Consider the following 17712-nt stretch of genomic DNA (forward strand, 5'->3'; position numbering starts at 1 on the left):
CTCCTACTAACTGGCATGCATCATGATAAAATCAAAAACACGAGTCGGTAAAATCGCCTTAGCAAGTACCAGCGGTTTAGCCCCAAATCCAATTAAATAACGCACCCGTGGTCGTTTCTGATTGACCGCCTTCGAAATAGCTTTAGAAATAATTTTTGGATCAGACATCATTCGCGACGAGTATTGTCGGCGCATACCCGCGGCAGCCTTGGTCGCTTGTGTTTGATATGCACTGTGACGTGCTGAGGCTTCTAAATGATCCGCAGCAATGAATCCCCAGTTGGTTTTAATCCCACCAGGTTCAATAATTGCAACTTTAATGCCAAAGTCTTTAGTCTCCATTCGTAATGCGTCACTAAACGCTTCGACAGCGTACTTGGTTGCGTGATACCATGCGCCCATATAACTCACCAACCGTCCACCCATGGAAGAGGTATTGATAATGCGTCCTTCACGTTGCGCGCGCATATACGGTAAAACTAATTGTGTCAGCCGAGCCATCCCAAATAAATTAACCTCGAACTGTTGCCTGGCTTCATCAATGGAAACATCCTCCACAGCGCCATATGAGCCATACCCCGCATTGTTGATCAAAACATCAATGCGTCCTTCACTGGCAATTAAAGTTGCTACGGCCTGACTAAGCGACTGCTCATTGGTTATATCTAGTGACAAGGGCTTAACGCCGTATGGGGCTAGTGCTTCAAGTTTATTCAACCGCCGCACCGTAAACAACGTGACCTTGCTGTGCTAAGTCTTTCGCTGTCTGAAACCCAATACCGCTGCTTGCACCCGTAATTAAAATAACTGCCATCTCAATGACCTCCTATGTTTTTCAATAACAATAGTTTACATAGAAAATCGCAACGGCTTAATGATTTATCACGTCATCATCATAACATAACATGCCATTTTTTGGCGCAGGCCATTAACAGCTGATATTAATCAACTCAGACAACTGCAAAATCGCACTCATTACGCCTGGCGCTGTTGATCAAGCCCTGATGGTCTAAGCATTTTAAAATAACTACACCACCAAAAATTCGCTTGAAATTAATTTCAGGCGAATTCATAAACATCCTGCTGCCAATTTCTCATCCTAATCACCATCCGCCAATGCCCCCGCTAACTAGCCGGCACTGCACTTCCGATTGCAATATAACCCACAACAGGACGCTGAAACCCACCATGACACCTAAACACTGCCCTTCAAAGCCTGTTAGCGTCGGCAGTTGCAAGAGTCCGAGCTTGCGCCGTTTTTGACGGGCTAACTTAATCATGACTTCACCCGTTACCACAACTAATAGTGGTAACATCACTAGCCACCAGCGGCTGCCGAATGAATCAGCCAAGCCGGCACTATTAAAATGTGTGACAACTGTTTGCGGTGCCAAACCAATCATAATGACACATATCAAAACGGCACCAGCCACAATTGTTCGCACGATCCAAGTAAAGACTCGCATTACGCTCACCTCATTTTTGACCCAGTATAGCAAGCTGGCGACAGCACGGACAGCAAAATGCGTTCTTTTAAACGGTTAATTATCGAAGCCAACTACAATCGTGCGACCAGCTAGCTTTAATGACACGGTTCAACTGGTTGCATGTCTTTTTTCTAATACCAACGCAAAGACTAGTCTAGATCAACTAAGCTTGATTGATTTTTACCATTAAATTATCGCCATCGAAAAAGTCGTTTCAGCACGATGAATCAGTACTGAAACGACTTTTAATCGATTGCTTTTAAGCGACTAGTTACCTAGTCGAGATTAATCAATGGTAATCATAGCCTTAATTGTCTTTCGATTTTGCATGTCTTGATAAGCCCGATTAATGTCGGCTAATGGATACGTTTGCGTAAATACCCGGCCCGGATTAATATTACCGTCCAAAACTGCTTTGAGTAAGAACTGTTTGTCATAAGTCGTAACGGAGGCGGAACCACCAGCAACCGCAATATTTTGAGCAAAGGTTGACCCAAGTGGCCGGTTATTATAATGTGGTACACCCACATAGCCTACGCGACCCCCATTATGCAAAACACCTAAAGCTTGGTCAATGGCCGCTTCAGTGCCGACACATTCCAACGCCGCATCCGCGCCGCCACCAAGGATTTCGCGTACCTTCGCAATGCCTTCGTCACCACGTTCAGCAACAACCGCGGTCGCGCCAGAAGCAAGTGCCATTTGCTGCCGATCTTCGTGGCGACTCATCAAGACGATTTGCGCGGCACCCCGCAACTTAGCTGCAATCACAGCACATTGCCCAACGGCACCGTCACCAATAACCACGACTTTATCGCCCTTTTGAACGTTTGCACACCGTGCCGCATGATAACCAGTCGGCATCACGTCTGCCAGCGTCAACAATGACTTGAGCATCCCTTCCGTATAGTCACTAGGTTGACCAGGAATCTTAACTAACGCCCAATTACCATAAGTGAAGCGAATGTATTCTGCTTGAAAGCCATTAGACCAATTTGTGTGGTCCGGATGCCGATCACAAGTACCATCGAAACCAGCCAAACAAGCCGTGCACTCACCACAGCCATGGGTAAATGGGGTGATGACAAAGTCGCCTGGCTTGACCGTCGTAATGGCCGAGCCAATTGCCTCAACGATTCCGATAGCTTCATGTCCTTCGTTGATCGAATGGGCAGCCTTGTCATCACCATGCGCATATGACCACAAATCGGAACCACAAACACAAGTCCGCACGATGCGCACAATGACATCATCATCAGATTGTAATGTTGGTTTGTCAACTTCCTGAACAGATACTAGTCCAGCTTTTTCGAAAATTGTTGATTTCATCCTAATCACCTTTGGCCGCCTCAACCAAAATTCAATCAGCGGTCGTTCCCTTCATCATTAAAATAATAATATTAAAACTAATACACATATATTATAACAATAATCTGCACGTATCAGTTAATGATTGCACCAAGTCGGGTATCAACAAATACTTTAGTTACTCAGATAATTGTGACCAGACTCGCTTGTTACTTATCATTCAGAAGCTTTCCATAAAAAATGCGCCCAACCATGTTAGTTTCCTAGCAAGGTCGGGCGTCTTCCCTTTGTCGATTGACCACTTTCAATTCAAGCTCGAACCCACTTTAATAGTGCCGTAGCTGCCAATTCATGGAAGCGAGCGCCATAGGTTAGGCCTGCGTCATCACAGCGGTAATTTGATTGATGTAAGGTCCCATTGCCGCCTGAACCTAAGAATCCATAGAATCCTGGAATACATTCTTGATATAACGCAAAATCATCGTCGGCATTGCATAGCTGGGCAGGCACAATATCAAAATCATCTTTCAGAACACGTGATAGTACAGCGGTAAGTGCCGCGTTATTGTTGACACAGCTTGGTCCTCGGTCCCAATCAATTGTAGCGGTTTGCTGATTCATCTTGGCAGTTGCACGCACAATATCGTAAAAACGTACTTTAGCTAGATCCCGGTTAGCCGTGTTGAAGGTCCGAATCGTGCCTCGTAAATTCGCCGTATTTGGAATCACGTTAAAAGTCGTTCCCGCTTGGACGGCAGCAATCGTTAGCACCAGTGCTGCGTCTGGCGCAATATTTCGGCTACGAATGGTCTGTAAATTACTGATCAATTCACCAAGCGTCACGATGGGATCATGACTTGCTTCGGACATCGCTGCATGGGCGCCCTGGCCCAAAATTGTGACGTCAAAATTATCATTACTAGCCATGAGTGGTCCAGACTTCATCGCTAAAGTGCCGACTGGTAAATTCGGCATATTATGGAATCCCGCAATCGCACGAACACCTGCTAGAACACCATTATCAATCATCATTTTGGCACCGCGGTGTCCTTCCTCCGCAGGCTGAAAGATCAGTCGCACCGTACCATTGAGATCTGCCTCATGCACTTTCAATAATCGCGCTCCCCCTAATAAGGCGGCCGTGTGAAAATCATGCCCACAAGCGTGCATCCGACCAGGAATCGTTGATCTAAAGGATAACTCATTGTCTTCTTGGATTGGGAGTGCATCAATATCCGCGCGCAACGCGATGATTGGCGCACCATGCCCAATCTCGGCCACCACCCCAGTTTCTCCCGGATAGTCTACCAACCGAATGTTCAACTCAGTCAATGTTTGCTTAATTAAAGCGGTCGTCGCGACTTCCTGCAGTGCTAACTCTGGGTGTGCGTGTAATTGATGGCGCAAGGTTGTCATCCAAGCTGCTAAAGTTGTTGTCATCATCTGAAAAGCCCCCTATAAAATTTTCAAGAAGATTGACGCAATAATCACTGACGCCACTGAGACGGTTGCAAAACCGCCCACTAACATTTTAGGTAACATCTGGTCTAGTAAATATTGCTTTTCCTCCGCAGTCGATCCCATAATTTCGGTCACTTCATGGGTGACGATATAGTCCGCGGGGAAACCAAATAAGGCAGTCAATGCACTTGCAAAAGCCATTTCGCGGCTAAATCCCAACGGTCGCGCCAATAAGCTAGATGCAATCCACATCCCTAAAACACCAAGAACGATCAACGTTACAATCGGGATCAAAATACCACTTAACATGCTGATTTTAACAATGTTTAGATTGGCAAAAATATAAGCTAGCAAACCATACATCAGCCAGTGAAAGACGCCCGCTTTCTCCAACACCGCATCTTCTAAAAAGCCCAACTGATGCGCGATAACACCAAACACTAAACAAATGATGTACTGATTAATCGTGCCATGGGCTAACTGGGCAGTCCATTCAGCTAGCCCAGTCACAGCAGCGACTTTAAATAACATAAAAGCTGAAGTATCATAAGCAGCCGGTAGTTGCCAATGCCGTAATTGAGGTTGAACTGATTTCACCTTCGCTGGTACGGTTGGTAGCGGGCACACTGGTAATTGCGCCGTTGTTTGAACTGTCGCACTGGTGGCAGAATCAGCGGTCGCGACCGTGACGTCTACATGTCGGACTTGCAATAGTCGGCGACTCTCCCGTTTTAGCATCCACGCGGTTAGCGGATAACCGAGCATGCTGTGCATGACAAACATTGCCACCGGAAACGCCACAAGTGCGGTAATATGTTGGGCCTTGAGTCCAGCTGTCATCAGAAAGGCAGCCACTAACCCACCCGTCAACGGGGGCACACTGGCAACGATCGTGTGCCAATCAAATAAAAGACGGCCAATTCCCATCGTGAGCACCACTGTCCCAACCACGCCACTCAGGGCAATCACAACTGCGCGCCACTGTTTTAACAACAATTTCAGATCCATCAACGTCCCCATATGAACCAATAAAACGGCTTGGGTAATTTGAATAAAGGCAGTGCCAAATGAAGCAGAAGGGACAATGTTTTTGGGAACAATTGTCCAAAAACCCACTAGAAATAAGAGTGCCGTAATAAATACGGATGGAACATAGGCCCGACTGCGCGTGGAAACCCACTCGCCAAGCATCATAAAACCCATGACAACCATTAGAGAAAGAATTGCTACCATTACCATCACTTCCATTAGCTTAATTTACGATCGGCTTTTTCTAATCGTATTATCATAATCTAACAGAAAGCCAATCGTAAAACGAGCCGTTCAATCAGATTTCGTTTAAATCTAATCTCATTCGCAACGACACAAACGATTCTAAAGTATCGCACCTAGTTCCGATAAGATTCCAAATACTAGATTGACTGAACTAACTAAGCAAATTTCAATCAAAATTTAAATCCATGGGACAATGGACTGGGCGTTCATAAATAAATTGACGCCCCAATCGACCATCTATGCGGCGATGCGTATCAGTGAAACCATGGGTCAGGTATAAATGTTGCGCCACATGATTGGCATGATTGACCGCTAATAATATTGTTTGAATCATCGGATAATGACTGGCAAGATAACGTGGTAATTCGGCAAGCGCGTCAGACGCAACCCGCTGATGCTTAAAGCGATCATCAACAGATAAAGCTCGCAACAAAATCGTATTCACTTCCGTTTCACCGTAACTGAGCGGTCCTTGACCAACATGCAAACAGAAAAAGCCCACTAATTGGTTGCCATTCATAATCATAACGGCCGTTCGTTCTAAATCAGATTTGCAAGCACGAATAACTTGTTGTGGCGTCGCCGTGTACATCACATTAACCAGTTGATACTGTTGTATTTGCTTCAGTGCTCCCCGTGTCGTCGAATAACGTACTAATTGAATCATGACCATCACACTTCCATTTGACCGATTTAGCACTTAGTGTAACAGTCCGTGGTCATGACTGGGAATTTTAATAATTCAATTGTTGAATTGACTAACTGGCGCTCGATTCAGCCTGCACTACTAATCCACCACAAAAACGGCATCGGAAAAACTGCCCGATGCCGTTTGGTGATATTCGATTAAACCAGTTAATTTCAAATACGATTCAAGTACTTCATGGGCGCAATAAAATCTTGCCAGCAACTTGCCCGGTCTCAAGGGCCCGGTGCGCAGCGGCTCCTTCTGCTAATGAATAGACTGTCGCTGGTCGTATCGTCACGCGATGCGTGAGCACATCATCAAACAATTGATTGGCACGGCACTGACGAGCAGCCGCGCTGTCCAAATAATCCCATAAATCACCAGTCATCAAACTCTTGGATTCGGACATTAGCTTGACTGGATCAATTACTGGTGGATTGCCAGCTGCCATGCCATAAAAAATGACCCGCCCACGGTGCTTGGTAGTCGCCAGACTAACTGGTAGTGTCTTACCGACCCCATCAAACACCGTATCAAAAAAATTATGATGGGTCGTGTCCCAAGGATCATGGCGCATAAAAACGGTGGTTGCGCCAGCTTGATAGGCCAATTCAGCTTTCGCCGGTGTTGACGCCACACCATAAACAGCCACCTCATTGGCCACGAGCAGTTGCGTTAATAGCTGCCCAACACCACCGCTGATGCCATGAATCAAGACTCGATCGTGCGGTTGGCTTTGTGCTAAGTCATGGACTAAGAACTCCGCAGTCATGCCCTGCAATCCAATGCTAGCGACCTGCTGATCATTGATTGCCCGTGGTACTTTAATCGCCTGATCAGCTGGAACCGCGACAAGGCTAGCGTTGGCAAACGGCACGTCAACGAATAACACCCGATCACCGCGTTTAAAATTCGCCACTTGCTTACCAACTGCCACAACCGTTCCCACGCCTTCATAACCATCAATGTACGGTTGATGCTTTTCCAAATGATAGGTACCACGACGACGATAAATGTCGGCAAAGTTGAGCCCGATATACGTTGTTTTAACCAATACAGTATTTGCAGTAACGATTGGGTCCGCCACCTCACCGTACTGTAGGACCGACGCATCGCCAAAATCATTAAAAAATAATGCTTTCAACTAATCACCCGTCTTTTCTAACAAATCGTCAATACGGCCCGATGCTGTTACCAACGTCAAGAAACGGTGGTTCCAAATCCGATCTTGATAAAAATCAATCGTTTGTTGCGCACTCATCATGGAATTGGCCGTCGTTGTCGTCAACCCCCGAACCATTTCGAGGTGGTAGCCTAACCCATGAGCCATTTTAACCGTCGTATCCACACAAAACTCAACTTGCGCACCACAGATTTCAAGTGTTTGACATCCAATCGCCGTCAATTGGGCTTGTAAATCCGTGTGATAAAAAGCGTTGGCGTGCGTTTTCTGGACCACAATATCGGTTGCTTCAATTGGCAACTCTGGTATCATCTGCCAATCGGCAGAACCAGTGACTAAGTCAGCATCGTGATGTTGCACAAACACGATTGGCTTATTTTGAGCCCGATAACTCGTAATGCGCTGTTGAATACCCGCAATCACGGTTGCCAAATTGGCAACCGGTTGGGACCCGCGACAGACACCAACTTGCATATCAATAATAATCAGTACATCCGCCATGTTGAGCCCTCCTTAAATTAATTTAACTGGCTTGGTTAGCGTCAACTATTATTAACGACGCCCACAAAGCAGTAAGCTGTTTTTAGACTAGCACATTATCCTAGCGTTTCCCAGCATTTAATCGAAGTAGCCCGGCACAACAACATCGTAACAAACAAGATCAGTCAACTGTATCAGCCGTGCGACCATCCAATGCGCGCCGCATCCGTCGCGTATAGTCTCTTAAGACTGCTGTCGCTGGTTGGTGCGTCGCAATCAAATGCACGACTGCACTACCAACGATGACCCCGTCCGCAATTTGTGCCATGGCCTGGGCCTGGGCTGGCTCATGGATACCAAAACCAATTGCGACAGGTAACGTAGTCGCATGGCGAATCTTCGCCACCAGTGTTGCTAAATCAGTCGTGATGTGTCGCCGGGTCCCCGTGACACCTAGTGATGATACGACATAAATGAAGCCCCGCGCCTGCTGGGCAATCGCTGCGATGCGTGCATCATCACTCGTTGGCGCAATCAATGGAATCAAAGCAATACCATAGTGGTCTAAGGTTGGTCGAAGTTCACCAGAGGCTTCTAGTGGCATGTCGGGAATAATCAAGCCTGCGACATTCAAACTTTGACACTGCTGGGCAAAGGCAGCATAACCAAACTGATAAACAATGTTCGCATAGGTTAAAAATACGAGTGGAATAGTTGTCTTCTCTCGAATTGCCACCACCAATTCAAAAACGCGTTGGGGTGTGATGTGTTGGTCAAACGCACGGAGATCAGCGGCCTGAATTTCGGGACCATCAGCCACAGGGTCTGAGAACGGAATGCCAATCTCAACGAGATCACAACCCGCTTCTGCTAACGCAACAACTTGGTCAACTGTCGCTTCAAAATTAGGATCACCGGCCACTACAAAAGCAATAAACGCCTTATGATTTTTAAAAATTGTTGTTAAATCAGTCATCAATTGTCACCCCTCGATACTTTGCAATTGCCGCCACATCTTTATCTCCACGACCGGATAACGTACAAATAATAGTTTGGTCACGTCGCATCGTTGGTGCTAATTGTTGTACGTAGGCGACTGCATGGGCACTCTCAATCGCACAGATCACCCCTTCGACCTTAGCAATCAGTTCAAATGCTTGTACTGCTTGGTCATCGGTGATCCCCACATATTGCGCCCGGCCACTCGCAGCCAGGTAGGCATGTTCCGGTCCGACGCCCGGGTAATCCAGCCCAGCCGAGATTGAATAGACCGGGGCAATTTGTCCGGCTTTATCTTGTAAAAAGAGTGACTTCATGCCATGGAAGATACCAGTCCGACCACGTTCAATCGTCGCAGCCGTCAACGGCGTTTGAACACCCTTACCCGCTGCCTCACAGCCAATCAGCTCAACTGACGTATCATCAAGAAAAGCCGCAAAACTTCCAATGGCGTTACTGCCGCCCCCAACACAAGCCACGACGGCATCCGGCAAATGACCTGTTTGGTCCAGGATCTGCTGTCGGGCTTCTACACTGATGACACTTTGAAATTCATGTACCATCATTGGAAATGGGTGTGGTCCCGTTGCAGAGCCCATGATATAAGCTGTATCATCACAGCGCCGCGTCCACTCTTGTAAGGCCGCATTGATCGCATCCTTTAGCACCATTGAACCAGTCGTGACCGGGTGGACCTTGGCCCCTAATAGTTGCATCCGGTAAACATTCAATGCTTGACGATTCGTGTCTTTCTTACCCATAAAGACGTCGCATTCCATCCCGAACAAAGCAGCAACAGTTGCAGTTGCGACCCCGTGCTGTCCAGCCCCAGTTTCAGCAATCAATCGCTTTTTGCCCATCTTCTTTGCCAACAGTGCCTGCCCCAAGACATTGTTAATCTTGTGCGCACCCGTATGGTTCAAGTCCTCACGTTTAAAATAAATCTGAGCACCACCTAATTGATCTGATAATCGTTGTGCATGGTACAACAACGATGGCCGGTTCGCATAGTTATTCAACAAGTCAGTCAACTCTTCTTGAAACTGCGCGTCCTGTCGGTAATGTTGAAAGGCGCGATCCAACCGCTGTAGCTCGGTCATTAATGTTTCTGGAACGTACTGACCACCAAAGTCGCCGTAACGCCCCGCCTGTGATTGATTTTTAATCATACTAATTCCTCCTAATTTCTGTTAATAATGGTGTTGACACGCCCGTTTGGTGCGCCCGTTGGACCATCAGATTGATTTTTTCACGGTCTTTATTGCCCGCCGTCTCGACGCCACTAGCCACATCGACCATTGCCGGGTACACCTTGTTGATTGCCGTTACGATATTCGTCGGTGTTAAACCACCAGCCAAGATAAACGGCCGGACGGGACGCTGTGATTGTAATTGATTCCAATCCAACACCTGTCCACTACCTGGACGGGCATTATCCAATAATAAGTAATCCGCTTGACATTGCGTAGCATTCGCTGGCGTCATCGCTTGAATCACCGGCACATGGGCGGCCATTAAGGACGCAATCCGAGGATCATCGACGGTAGCGTGTAGCTGGACCACCTGAATAATGTGTTGTTGCACGAGAGCTAAAATTTCCGATAATTGATTAGTTGTAAACACGCCAACACGCCGGATACGCGGATCTAATTGCTGTGACAGTTGGCGCGCGGTCGCCATCGTAATCCGTCGTCGACGACCGGGGGCAAATACCATCCCAATTGCGTCTGGGAGCGCTTGATTAACCATCACGACATCCGCTGGTCGCATTAAGCCACAAATTTTGATTTGAGTCATCCACGCACCCCCGCCCGCAATTGCATGACGGCTTGACCTTTATCTGGTGCACGCATCAATGTTTCGCCAACTAGCATGGCGTCAAAGCCAGCAGCGGCCAACTGTTGAGCCTGTGTGGCCGTTTGAATACCAGACTCAGCGACCACATAACACTCAGCTGGAACTGCTTGCCGTAACTGACAGCTCGTTGCAAAATTGACACTGAAATCTTTCAAATTCCGATTATTAATGCCAATAATCCGGGCCCCAGCCGCCACCGCTTGCTTAATCTCAGCCGTTGTATGGACTTCAACTAGCGCACTTAAATTCAGCTCATGAGCCAACGTAATGAAAGCCTGCAGTTGAACCGGTGTTAAAATAGCAACAATCAATAAAACCGCACTAGCACCAGCAATACGAGCACTCGCAATCTGACTAGCAGCTACAATAAAATCTTTACGTAATGTGGGTACCGAGACCGTTTGCGCAATGGCTTGTAAATAAGACAACTGTCCTTTAAAATACCGGGGTTCGGTCAACACTGAGATGGCATCGATCCCAGCAGCAACATAGTCTTGCGCAATCTGTAAATAGTCAAACTCAGCCGCAATCAGCCCCTTAGAAGGTGACGCCCGCTTAACTTCACCAATAAGCTGTAAGCCCGGCTGGGCCAGCATTGCTTCAAATGATAAAACGGGGGTGGTCATTTTTCGAGCTTGTTGAATGCGCTTCACACGCTCCCTAACTGGCACCTTCTGAACCCATTGCTGACTCGCCTGGACGAGTTGATCTAAAATCATGAGGCCATCACCGCCTGACTACTCTGAATTAATTGGGCCAACTTAGCCGCGGCCGCTCCTTGATCGATTGTTTGCTGGGCCAACTCAAAAGCGGCCGCTAGATCCAACTGTGGCTTGGCAATATGCAACGCCGCGGCGGCATTCATCAACACCACGTCACGAGGGGCCCCCGGTTCTCCAGTGAGTACTGCCCGCGTGATGGCGGCATTAACTTGGGCACTACCACCAATAAGAGCCGCATGGTCACAACGCGTCAGTCCAAACTGTTCAGGCGTCAGGATTCGCGTTACTTGCTGCCCATGATTAATTACGATCACATCCGTAGGGGCTGCCGCTGAAATTTCATCTAAGCCGTCTCGGCTATGCACGACCATGGCATGTTTAACATCTAAACGCGTCAACACTTCGGCTAATGGAGCCATTAAAGCTTGCCGGTATACCCCTAATAGTTGCATCTCAGCATGAGCTGGGTTGGCTAAGGGACCCAGTATATTAAAAATAGTTGGAATCTTGATTTGTTGCCGAGCCGGAGCGACAAATCGCATCGCCTGATGATATTCGCGCGCATACATAAAGGCAAAATTGGTCCGCTCTAGCAATGCTAGACTCTGAGCGGGCGTTAGATCGATTTTGATACCGAGTGCTTCTAAAACATCCGCCGCACCACTCTTGGACGACGCCGCACGATTGCCGTGCTTGGTCACTGGTACACCCGCAGCGGCGACCACTAGCGCAGTGGTCGTCGAAATATTAAACGAATTCGACCGGTCACCGCCCGTCCCAACGATTTCTAGCGTGGGCCGTTTAACTTTAAAAGGTAACGCCTGGGAACGCATCGCAGTTGCTGCACCAGCAATTTCATCGATAGTTGCCTTTTTGATGGCTAAGGCGGTCAAAAAGCTCCCAATCTGTGCGTCGGTGGCCTGACCTTTCATAATTTCCGTAATGACTTGTTGGCTCATTGTAAAGTCTAGATTTTCTTGGTTAGTGAGTTGTGCAATCGCTGTTTCAATCATAAGTATTCCTCCACTCTCGTCTGCTTAATGTTTAAGTGCTAAAAAATTACGGATCAGTTGCTCACCAACGGCGGCTGGCGTCATGATTGATTCTGGATGAAATTGAACGCCGTACAGCTGACGGCCCACATCTTCCACTGCCATGATTTCCTGATCATCGCTTGTCCCAATGATTCGAAAGTTAACGGGCAAACGGCCCGCATCAGCTACCAACGAGTGTAGCGCGCTGCCATGAACTGCATCGGACAATCTTTAAATAGTGATGACGGCTGCACGTGCATTAACGTGGCTTGCCCGTGAACTAAATGCTGGGCGCCTTGCAGCGAACCGCCAAAAGCGGTGACCATCACTTCTAATCCCATACAAATCCCCAATATGGGGACCTGACCAGCTAATTGTTGCACGACTTGTGGACTAACTCCCGTGTGGGCTGGCGTCCCCGGCCCTGGTGATAAAATGATATGGTCAGGTTGTAATGCCTTGATTGCAGCAACCGTCAAATCGTCATTTTTAATGACCCGTACATCGGGCGTCAGACGACCAATTAGTTGATACAAGTTATAAGTAAAGCTGTCATAGTTATCAATTAATAATTCCATCTTTAACTCGTCCTTTCGCGTCTTGTACTGCATTAACGATCACTCGTTGTTTATTCTGGCACTCCTTAAATTCTTGAGCGCCGATACTGTCAGCAACAATGCCCGCACCCGCTGGAATCACCAACCGTTCATTTATCCGGTAGGCCAGCCGGATGCCAATCGCCATGTCCAAATTACCGTTACAATCCAAGTAACCAAAGCAACCACCATAAACACCCCGCGGCACCTGCTCATAATGATTAATCAGGGTCATTGCTTCAATCTTAGGCGCGCCAGCTAACGTCCCAGCTGGAAAAGTAGCGGCAAGCACTTGGAGTGCTGTAGTAGTCGGCGCCACTTCTGCGGCCACTCGAGACCCTAAGTGCATGACTTGCGAATAACGAATTAATCGCCGTAAATTAGTCACCCGGACACTTTTAAACTTTGCAACTTGTCCTAAATCGTTACGTCCCAAATCAACTAACATATTGTGCTCGGCAATCTCTTTAGGGCTGGTTTGTAATTCATGAGCCAACTGCCGATCCTCGGCAGGTGTTCGACCACGGCGTCTCGTCCCGGCCAATGGATACGTCGCGACTTGTTCCCCATCCTTCGTTACTAACGTTTCTGGTGAGGCCACCGTCATTTCGAAATTAGCCTGTTTAAAATAACAGGTATACGGGGCCGCTGTTTTTTGAAGTTGCTGATAAACTGCCAGCAATGACCCGCTCATGGTCCCCAAACATGGATTAGCATATATCATTTGGAAAATATCACCAGCGTAGATGTGTTGGCGAATTCGGTCAACCTGACGCGCATAGGTCGCTTGGTCCACTTGCATGTGTAATGGTTGCTGCAAGTCAAATGGTGGCAAAGCTATTGGTTGCTGCAATTGTTCAATAATGGCGGCTAACTGTTGCGTTAGAGCCGTTTGAGTCACGGCGTAAGTTGCCGCTAAATCCGCAGTTGGAATCAGCTGTGTCAACCCAAGCTCATGATGTCGATGATCATAGACGAGCACACTCGTAACTAAGAATAAACCTAAGTCATCGAGATCTGCGGTTGCTGGTGATTTCAAATGCAACTTGGGTACAAATTGTTGAACATACTCATAGCCGAAGTATCCTATCAAGCCCCCCGTAAATGGTGGTAATCCATGAATTCGTGGTGTTCGATATTGGTTTAGAATGGCTTGGAGTGTCTCATTAGCTGGTCGTTGGTGCTTGGCTAGTTGCCGATCCGTGAGACTTCGCTGTGGTTTAAAACTAAAATAGCTATATCGTTGGTGCCGATCAATCGTCAGCGCGAAACCGTTCCCCATCTGGTGGATAATTTTAGCAACCGCAATGGGGTCAAATGTGACGAGTGGTCGTTTGACCATCACTGGTACGTAGGGATAATGATCCTGATAAGGAATCAAGGTTGGTAATGTTGGATTCATATTGAACCACTCCTCATTAATAAGATAGTTTTACTTGAGTTGTGGTTAATTGCCATCGTTGCTGCATTGAACTGCCCCCTATCAAAAAAATCCGTCCATGACTAATGACAGTCAAGGACGGATTTTTCCGCGGTACCACCTTGGTTGGACACCAAATTACCCCATTCAGGTTAGACTTGGGTCCCAGCTTAGCGAAATGCAAACACATTCCCGGGAATTGACGACTCCCTATCGTCGCGAGGTAGTAGAACAAAACTGTTCGTTAGTCGCGCCCTCAGTGGTCCATTTAATAATTTGCGTTCGATCGCACTCTCAGCAACGGCGACTCTCTTTACGGGCATCATTATCTTGATCTCCACTTCATCGGTTTCATGGACGAATATTAAGTTGTCATTAACATTAAAACTCAATGAGCAATTTGTCAACACTTTTATCTTAATTTAATATTATGTGACTGTGAAATTAACACTTATTAGTCAAGTTGCTGCCAAAAAGTCTTGTAGTAATGCCAGACCAAACCAGCAGAAATAATTCCGACGCCAACTAATACAATGATATTAATCAGCATAGCTGCCGCCGCGAACAGCTGAATCAGCACACTATAGATCACAATTGTCAGCACACCCACAATACTGCAGGCCAACAAGTTAAGCATCAAACCAAGATTACCGCCGCCCCGATTAAACAATTGGGTCACATTAGTCCAATTCGTCAGCCGTAGCTGATAATCACGCTTAAAGTAATGTTGGGCAGCTAGGTACGTCCCCCAAGCAGCGCCCAATATTAGAGCCAAATCTAGGGCTAATGGTGCTCGCCCAGCGATACCCACCACTAGAACCATCACGCCATTAATCATGACCTGGAACCAATAACCCAAGTAAAACTTTTGTCGTAAGTAACGGGACATTGGGATTGGCAGTGCACGCACAAAGTCAAAGTTCATTTTATCAAGTGAAATGAGATTACCGACTAATGAGGTTTGATTAACATTGACGATCGCACCGGCCATCCCACTGACAAACCAGACACCGAGCCAGTTCAGCGATAGCCGGCTAAAATTAGGAGCGGTCCCCGAAAAGAAAACGGTCCCGACTAAAATCAATGGCAGCAGGATTGAATCTGTGAATAATTGTAAGGCTAAACTGGGTTCTTTCAGTAACTGAAACTGGTAGGTACGCAAAATTTTATTGCGGTTATGTTGTCGTGAATGTCGACGCGGTGGTGTTGCCACTAACACTGAGTTGACTTGCGTAAGCTGTTCCGCTAAGTGGGTCAAAACAAACCGTCCTGTCAGTGCGAACAAAATCAGCGAGATGACAATTAAACTCGCCCAGGTTAGCAAACTCGTCATTGTCAACGGCGTCGTGAAAACTTTAAAAATCGGTATCAATAGGGGTAATGCTGCGCGGTCAACCTGCGTTCCGGTGTCAGATGATGAGCCGCGATTCATGAAGTAGAGCCCGACTAGCACTAAGACAGCGTTAAGGCCTAACATGACGTTCATCACCATTTTTTGATGGGCGCGAAACACGGTTAGCTTGGTTAAGCCAAAAACTATTAGGGCGCACAAGCATAGTAACAGACTCAGTATTAGGCCATACATCAAGACGGCCATCAGCACACCTAACACCACAAAGATTCCGGCCCGTGTTGCGGTCATGATAAAAATTAAAAGTAACGGAATGGTAAAGGGTACCGTGTTGAATATCACGACCAAAATCTTACTCATAAAAATTTCTTGATTGCGGAAAGGTAACGGTAAGTATTCAACAAGATCATTGCCGGCAAAAAAGACGTTATAAATACCGGAGATACTCTGTGAAACTCCCAATAAGATAAATAACGCCACATAGAACGTAAACATGCCTGGCAACTTGCTAAAATCAAAGGCCAACATCGTCAAGCCATAAATGCCAAGAAACATCAAGGCATTCAAGTAAAATTGCCGCATTAGCTTCTTACTCAAGGCTGGCCCCGAAGCGCCCTTTTTACGTAGCCGATCCGTTAGTTGCGGATTCAACAACCTGAGATTAACAGCCAACAAAACACGTAACTGACTTTTATGCATCATGCTCACCCTCCAGCGCATCGACAAGGTGATCATCCGTCAACCGCCCGGCCATTTGTAAATATATCGCCTCAAGTGATTGTTGCGGATGTTGAGCTAGTAATTGTTCAACCGAACCGGTATAAATCAATTGCCCCTGCTTCAAAATTGCCAATCGGTCACATAACTGCTGCGCCGTATCCAGATTGTGGGTGGAAAAAATGACCGTCTTGCCTTTGGCAGCATGGGCCTTCATCAAATTTTTTAAATCAAAAGCAGCTTGGGGGTCTAACCCTTGCAGCGGCTCGTCTAAAATCCAAATATCTGGATCGGGAAGCAACGCCCCAATCAAAATGGCTTTTTGCCGCATCCCGTGTGAATAACTAGCCATGGGTTCGTCAACGTGTTCAGTCATATCGAACAGTGACACCAGCTGCTGTCGCCGTTGCTGAACGGCTTCCTCTGATTGCTGGTAAGCGGCAGCTATCAAGTCCCAATATTCCATCGCCGAAAGTTGAAGAAAAATATCGGGTGTGTCCGGTACGTAAGAGATCTTTTCTTTGACGGCTTGTCGTTGCTGTTCAAGGTCTAAGCCATCGACCGTAACCGTGCCACTCGTCGGTTTAATGATACTGACTAAATTTTTGATCGTCGTTGATTTCCCCGCCCCGTTGTGGCCCAACAAACCGAAGATTTGTCCTGATGCGATGGTTAAAGTAAGCTGATTCAATGCTGTCTTATCCCCATAACGCTTCGTTAATTCGTGAATTTCAATCATGTGATTATCCCCCTAGTCATCAGTTACGTTTATTATACCGGAATCGTCCGAAAATTCGAAACCGGAGCGGTACGTTGCTCATTGATTAACGCTTCTGTCGCCAATGACTAGTTCCATCACGAAACTAACGATTTCACCGATCCAGAAGCATCAGTTAACCTCAACTTCTAGGGCAAGTTTCATCAGACTGTTGATTAAAAAACATATTGCAACCAAGAACCGTTAAATCACCTGCCCCCAAGATACTTATGATTCTAGTTCGATCAGGGACCGTCTTATTTTTAATAATTGTCATATACAAGCAAATCATTTAGGAATTTTCATCTCCATAAATCAAGCACAATTTATCCGCTGGCATTCCCATGTTAGGCCTTTTTGTTACTTACAATTCTGAA

15 protein-coding genes and 2 pseudogenes are annotated in these 17712 nt (G+C 46.8%); all 17 read right to left on the minus strand.

What is annotated here, in order from left to right; translation table 11 throughout:
* Positions 1-6 precede the first annotated feature (6 nt).
* Positions 7-814 (minus strand): annotated as a pseudogene (locus ACOV1R_RS04170) (oxidoreductase).
* 289 nt (positions 815-1103) lie between these two features.
* Positions 1104-1466 carry a DUF1648 domain-containing protein gene (locus ACOV1R_RS04175; protein ID WP_003645128.1) on the minus strand — a complete coding sequence of 121 codons (363 nt, stop codon included), beginning with the start codon at positions 1464-1466 and terminating at the stop codon, positions 1104-1106.
* Positions 1467-1772: 306 nt separating this feature from the next.
* A complete protein-coding gene (locus tag ACOV1R_RS04180) occupies positions 1773-2816 on the minus strand; it encodes a zinc-binding dehydrogenase (RefSeq protein WP_016511666.1) in 1044 nt (347 codons plus the stop codon).
* A 288-nt stretch (positions 2817-3104) separates the two neighbouring features.
* Positions 3105-4238 carry an amidohydrolase gene (locus tag ACOV1R_RS04185; RefSeq protein WP_064578230.1) on the minus strand — a complete coding sequence of 378 codons (1134 nt, stop codon included), beginning with the start codon at positions 4236-4238 and terminating at the stop codon, positions 3105-3107.
* Positions 4239-4250: 12 nt separating this feature from the next.
* Complete coding sequence (locus tag ACOV1R_RS04190; RefSeq protein ID WP_054519386.1) at positions 4251-5489, minus strand: hypothetical protein; 1239 nt, start codon at positions 5487-5489, stop codon at positions 4251-4253.
* A gap of 208 nt (positions 5490-5697) precedes the next feature.
* The gene (locus ACOV1R_RS04195) at positions 5698-6198 is read right to left on the minus strand and encodes a GNAT family N-acetyltransferase (protein ID WP_003644329.1); all 501 of its coding nucleotides are present in this window, start codon (positions 6196-6198) and stop codon (positions 5698-5700) included.
* A 214-nt stretch (positions 6199-6412) separates the two neighbouring features.
* Positions 6413-7363 carry an alcohol dehydrogenase catalytic domain-containing protein gene (locus ACOV1R_RS04200; protein WP_003645133.1) on the minus strand — a complete coding sequence of 317 codons (951 nt, stop codon included), beginning with the start codon at positions 7361-7363 and terminating at the stop codon, positions 6413-6415.
* Complete coding sequence (locus ACOV1R_RS04205) at positions 7364-7903, minus strand: cysteine hydrolase family protein (RefSeq protein WP_003645134.1); 540 nt, start codon at positions 7901-7903, stop codon at positions 7364-7366.
* 160 nt (positions 7904-8063) lie between these two features.
* Positions 8064-8858 (minus strand): tryptophan synthase subunit alpha, encoded by a 795-nt coding sequence (trpA, locus tag ACOV1R_RS04210; protein ID WP_003640398.1) that lies wholly within the window; start codon positions 8856-8858, stop codon positions 8064-8066.
* Complete coding sequence (gene trpB, locus ACOV1R_RS04215; protein ID WP_054519032.1) at positions 8851-10050, minus strand: tryptophan synthase subunit beta; 1200 nt, start codon at positions 10048-10050, stop codon at positions 8851-8853. Before trpB ends, trpA begins: the two co-directional genes overlap by 8 nt.
* Position 10051: 1 nt before the next feature.
* A complete protein-coding gene (locus ACOV1R_RS04220) occupies positions 10052-10678 on the minus strand; it encodes a phosphoribosylanthranilate isomerase (RefSeq protein ID WP_011101491.1) in 627 nt (208 codons plus the stop codon).
* Positions 10675-11457 (minus strand): indole-3-glycerol phosphate synthase TrpC, encoded by a 783-nt coding sequence (gene trpC, locus ACOV1R_RS04225; RefSeq protein ID WP_021357136.1) that lies wholly within the window; start codon positions 11455-11457, stop codon positions 10675-10677. The genes ACOV1R_RS04220 and trpC overlap by 4 nt, the downstream gene beginning before the upstream one ends.
* A complete protein-coding gene (gene trpD / locus ACOV1R_RS04230) occupies positions 11454-12473 on the minus strand; it encodes an anthranilate phosphoribosyltransferase (RefSeq protein WP_003645139.1) in 1020 nt (339 codons plus the stop codon). The genes trpC and trpD overlap by 4 nt, the downstream gene beginning before the upstream one ends.
* A gap of 24 nt (positions 12474-12497) precedes the next feature.
* Positions 12498-13072, minus strand: a pseudogene (locus ACOV1R_RS04235) (anthranilate synthase component II).
* Complete coding sequence (locus ACOV1R_RS04240) at positions 13056-14492, minus strand: anthranilate synthase component I family protein (protein ID WP_054519031.1); 1437 nt, start codon at positions 14490-14492, stop codon at positions 13056-13058. The pseudogene ACOV1R_RS04235 and the gene ACOV1R_RS04240 overlap by 17 nt, the downstream one beginning before the upstream one ends.
* Positions 14493-14964: 472 nt before the next feature.
* Positions 14965-16560 carry a hypothetical protein gene (locus ACOV1R_RS04245; protein ID WP_016511669.1) on the minus strand — a complete coding sequence of 532 codons (1596 nt, stop codon included), beginning with the start codon at positions 16558-16560 and terminating at the stop codon, positions 14965-14967.
* On the minus strand, positions 16553-17317 hold the full coding sequence (locus ACOV1R_RS04250; RefSeq protein WP_003640390.1) for an ABC transporter ATP-binding protein: 765 nt from the start codon (positions 17315-17317) through the stop codon (positions 16553-16555). Before ACOV1R_RS04250 ends, ACOV1R_RS04245 begins: the two co-directional genes overlap by 8 nt.
* Between the last annotated feature and the right edge of the window lie 395 nt (positions 17318-17712).

It is taken from the genome of Lactiplantibacillus sp. YT640 (assembly GCF_049745435.1).
In the GTDB taxonomy this organism is placed as follows: Bacteria; Bacillota; Bacilli; order Lactobacillales; family Lactobacillaceae; genus Lactiplantibacillus; species Lactiplantibacillus plantarum.

Coding starts and splice junctions, on each gene's coding strand:
- ACOV1R_RS04175 (WP_003645128.1), bottom strand. CDS start 1,466: ATGCGAGTCTTTACTTGGATCGTGCGAACAATTGTGGCTGGTGCCGTT.
- ACOV1R_RS04180 (WP_016511666.1), bottom strand. CDS start 2,816: ATGAAATCAACAATTTTCGAAAAAGCTGGACTAGTATCTGTTCAGGAA.
- ACOV1R_RS04185 (WP_064578230.1), bottom strand. CDS start 4,238: ATGATGACAACAACTTTAGCAGCTTGGATGACAACCTTGCGCCATCAA.
- ACOV1R_RS04190 (WP_054519386.1), bottom strand. CDS start 5,489: ATGGTAGCAATTCTTTCTCTAATGGTTGTCATGGGTTTTATGATGCTT.
- ACOV1R_RS04195 (WP_003644329.1), bottom strand. CDS start 6,198: ATGATTCAATTAGTACGTTATTCGACGACACGGGGAGCACTGAAGCAA.
- ACOV1R_RS04205 (WP_003645134.1), bottom strand. CDS start 7,903: ATGGCGGATGTACTGATTATTATTGATATGCAAGTTGGTGTCTGTCGC.
- trpA (WP_003640398.1), bottom strand. CDS start 8,858: ATGACTGATTTAACAACAATTTTTAAAAATCATAAGGCGTTTATTGCT.
- trpB (WP_054519032.1), bottom strand. CDS start 10,050: ATGATTAAAAATCAATCACAGGCGGGGCGTTACGGCGACTTTGGTGGT.
- ACOV1R_RS04220 (WP_011101491.1), bottom strand. CDS start 10,678: ATGACTCAAATCAAAATTTGTGGCTTAATGCGACCAGCGGATGTCGTG.
- trpC (WP_021357136.1), bottom strand. CDS start 11,457: ATGATTTTAGATCAACTCGTCCAGGCGAGTCAGCAATGGGTTCAGAAG.
- trpD (WP_003645139.1), bottom strand. CDS start 12,473: ATGATTGAAACAGCGATTGCACAACTCACTAACCAAGAAAATCTAGAC.
- ACOV1R_RS04240 (WP_054519031.1), bottom strand. CDS start 14,492: ATGAATCCAACATTACCAACCTTGATTCCTTATCAGGATCATTATCCC.
- ACOV1R_RS04245 (WP_016511669.1), bottom strand. CDS start 16,560: ATGCATAAAAGTCAGTTACGTGTTTTGTTGGCTGTTAATCTCAGGTTG.
- ACOV1R_RS04250 (WP_003640390.1), bottom strand. CDS start 17,317: ATGATTGAAATTCACGAATTAACGAAGCGTTATGGGGATAAGACAGCA.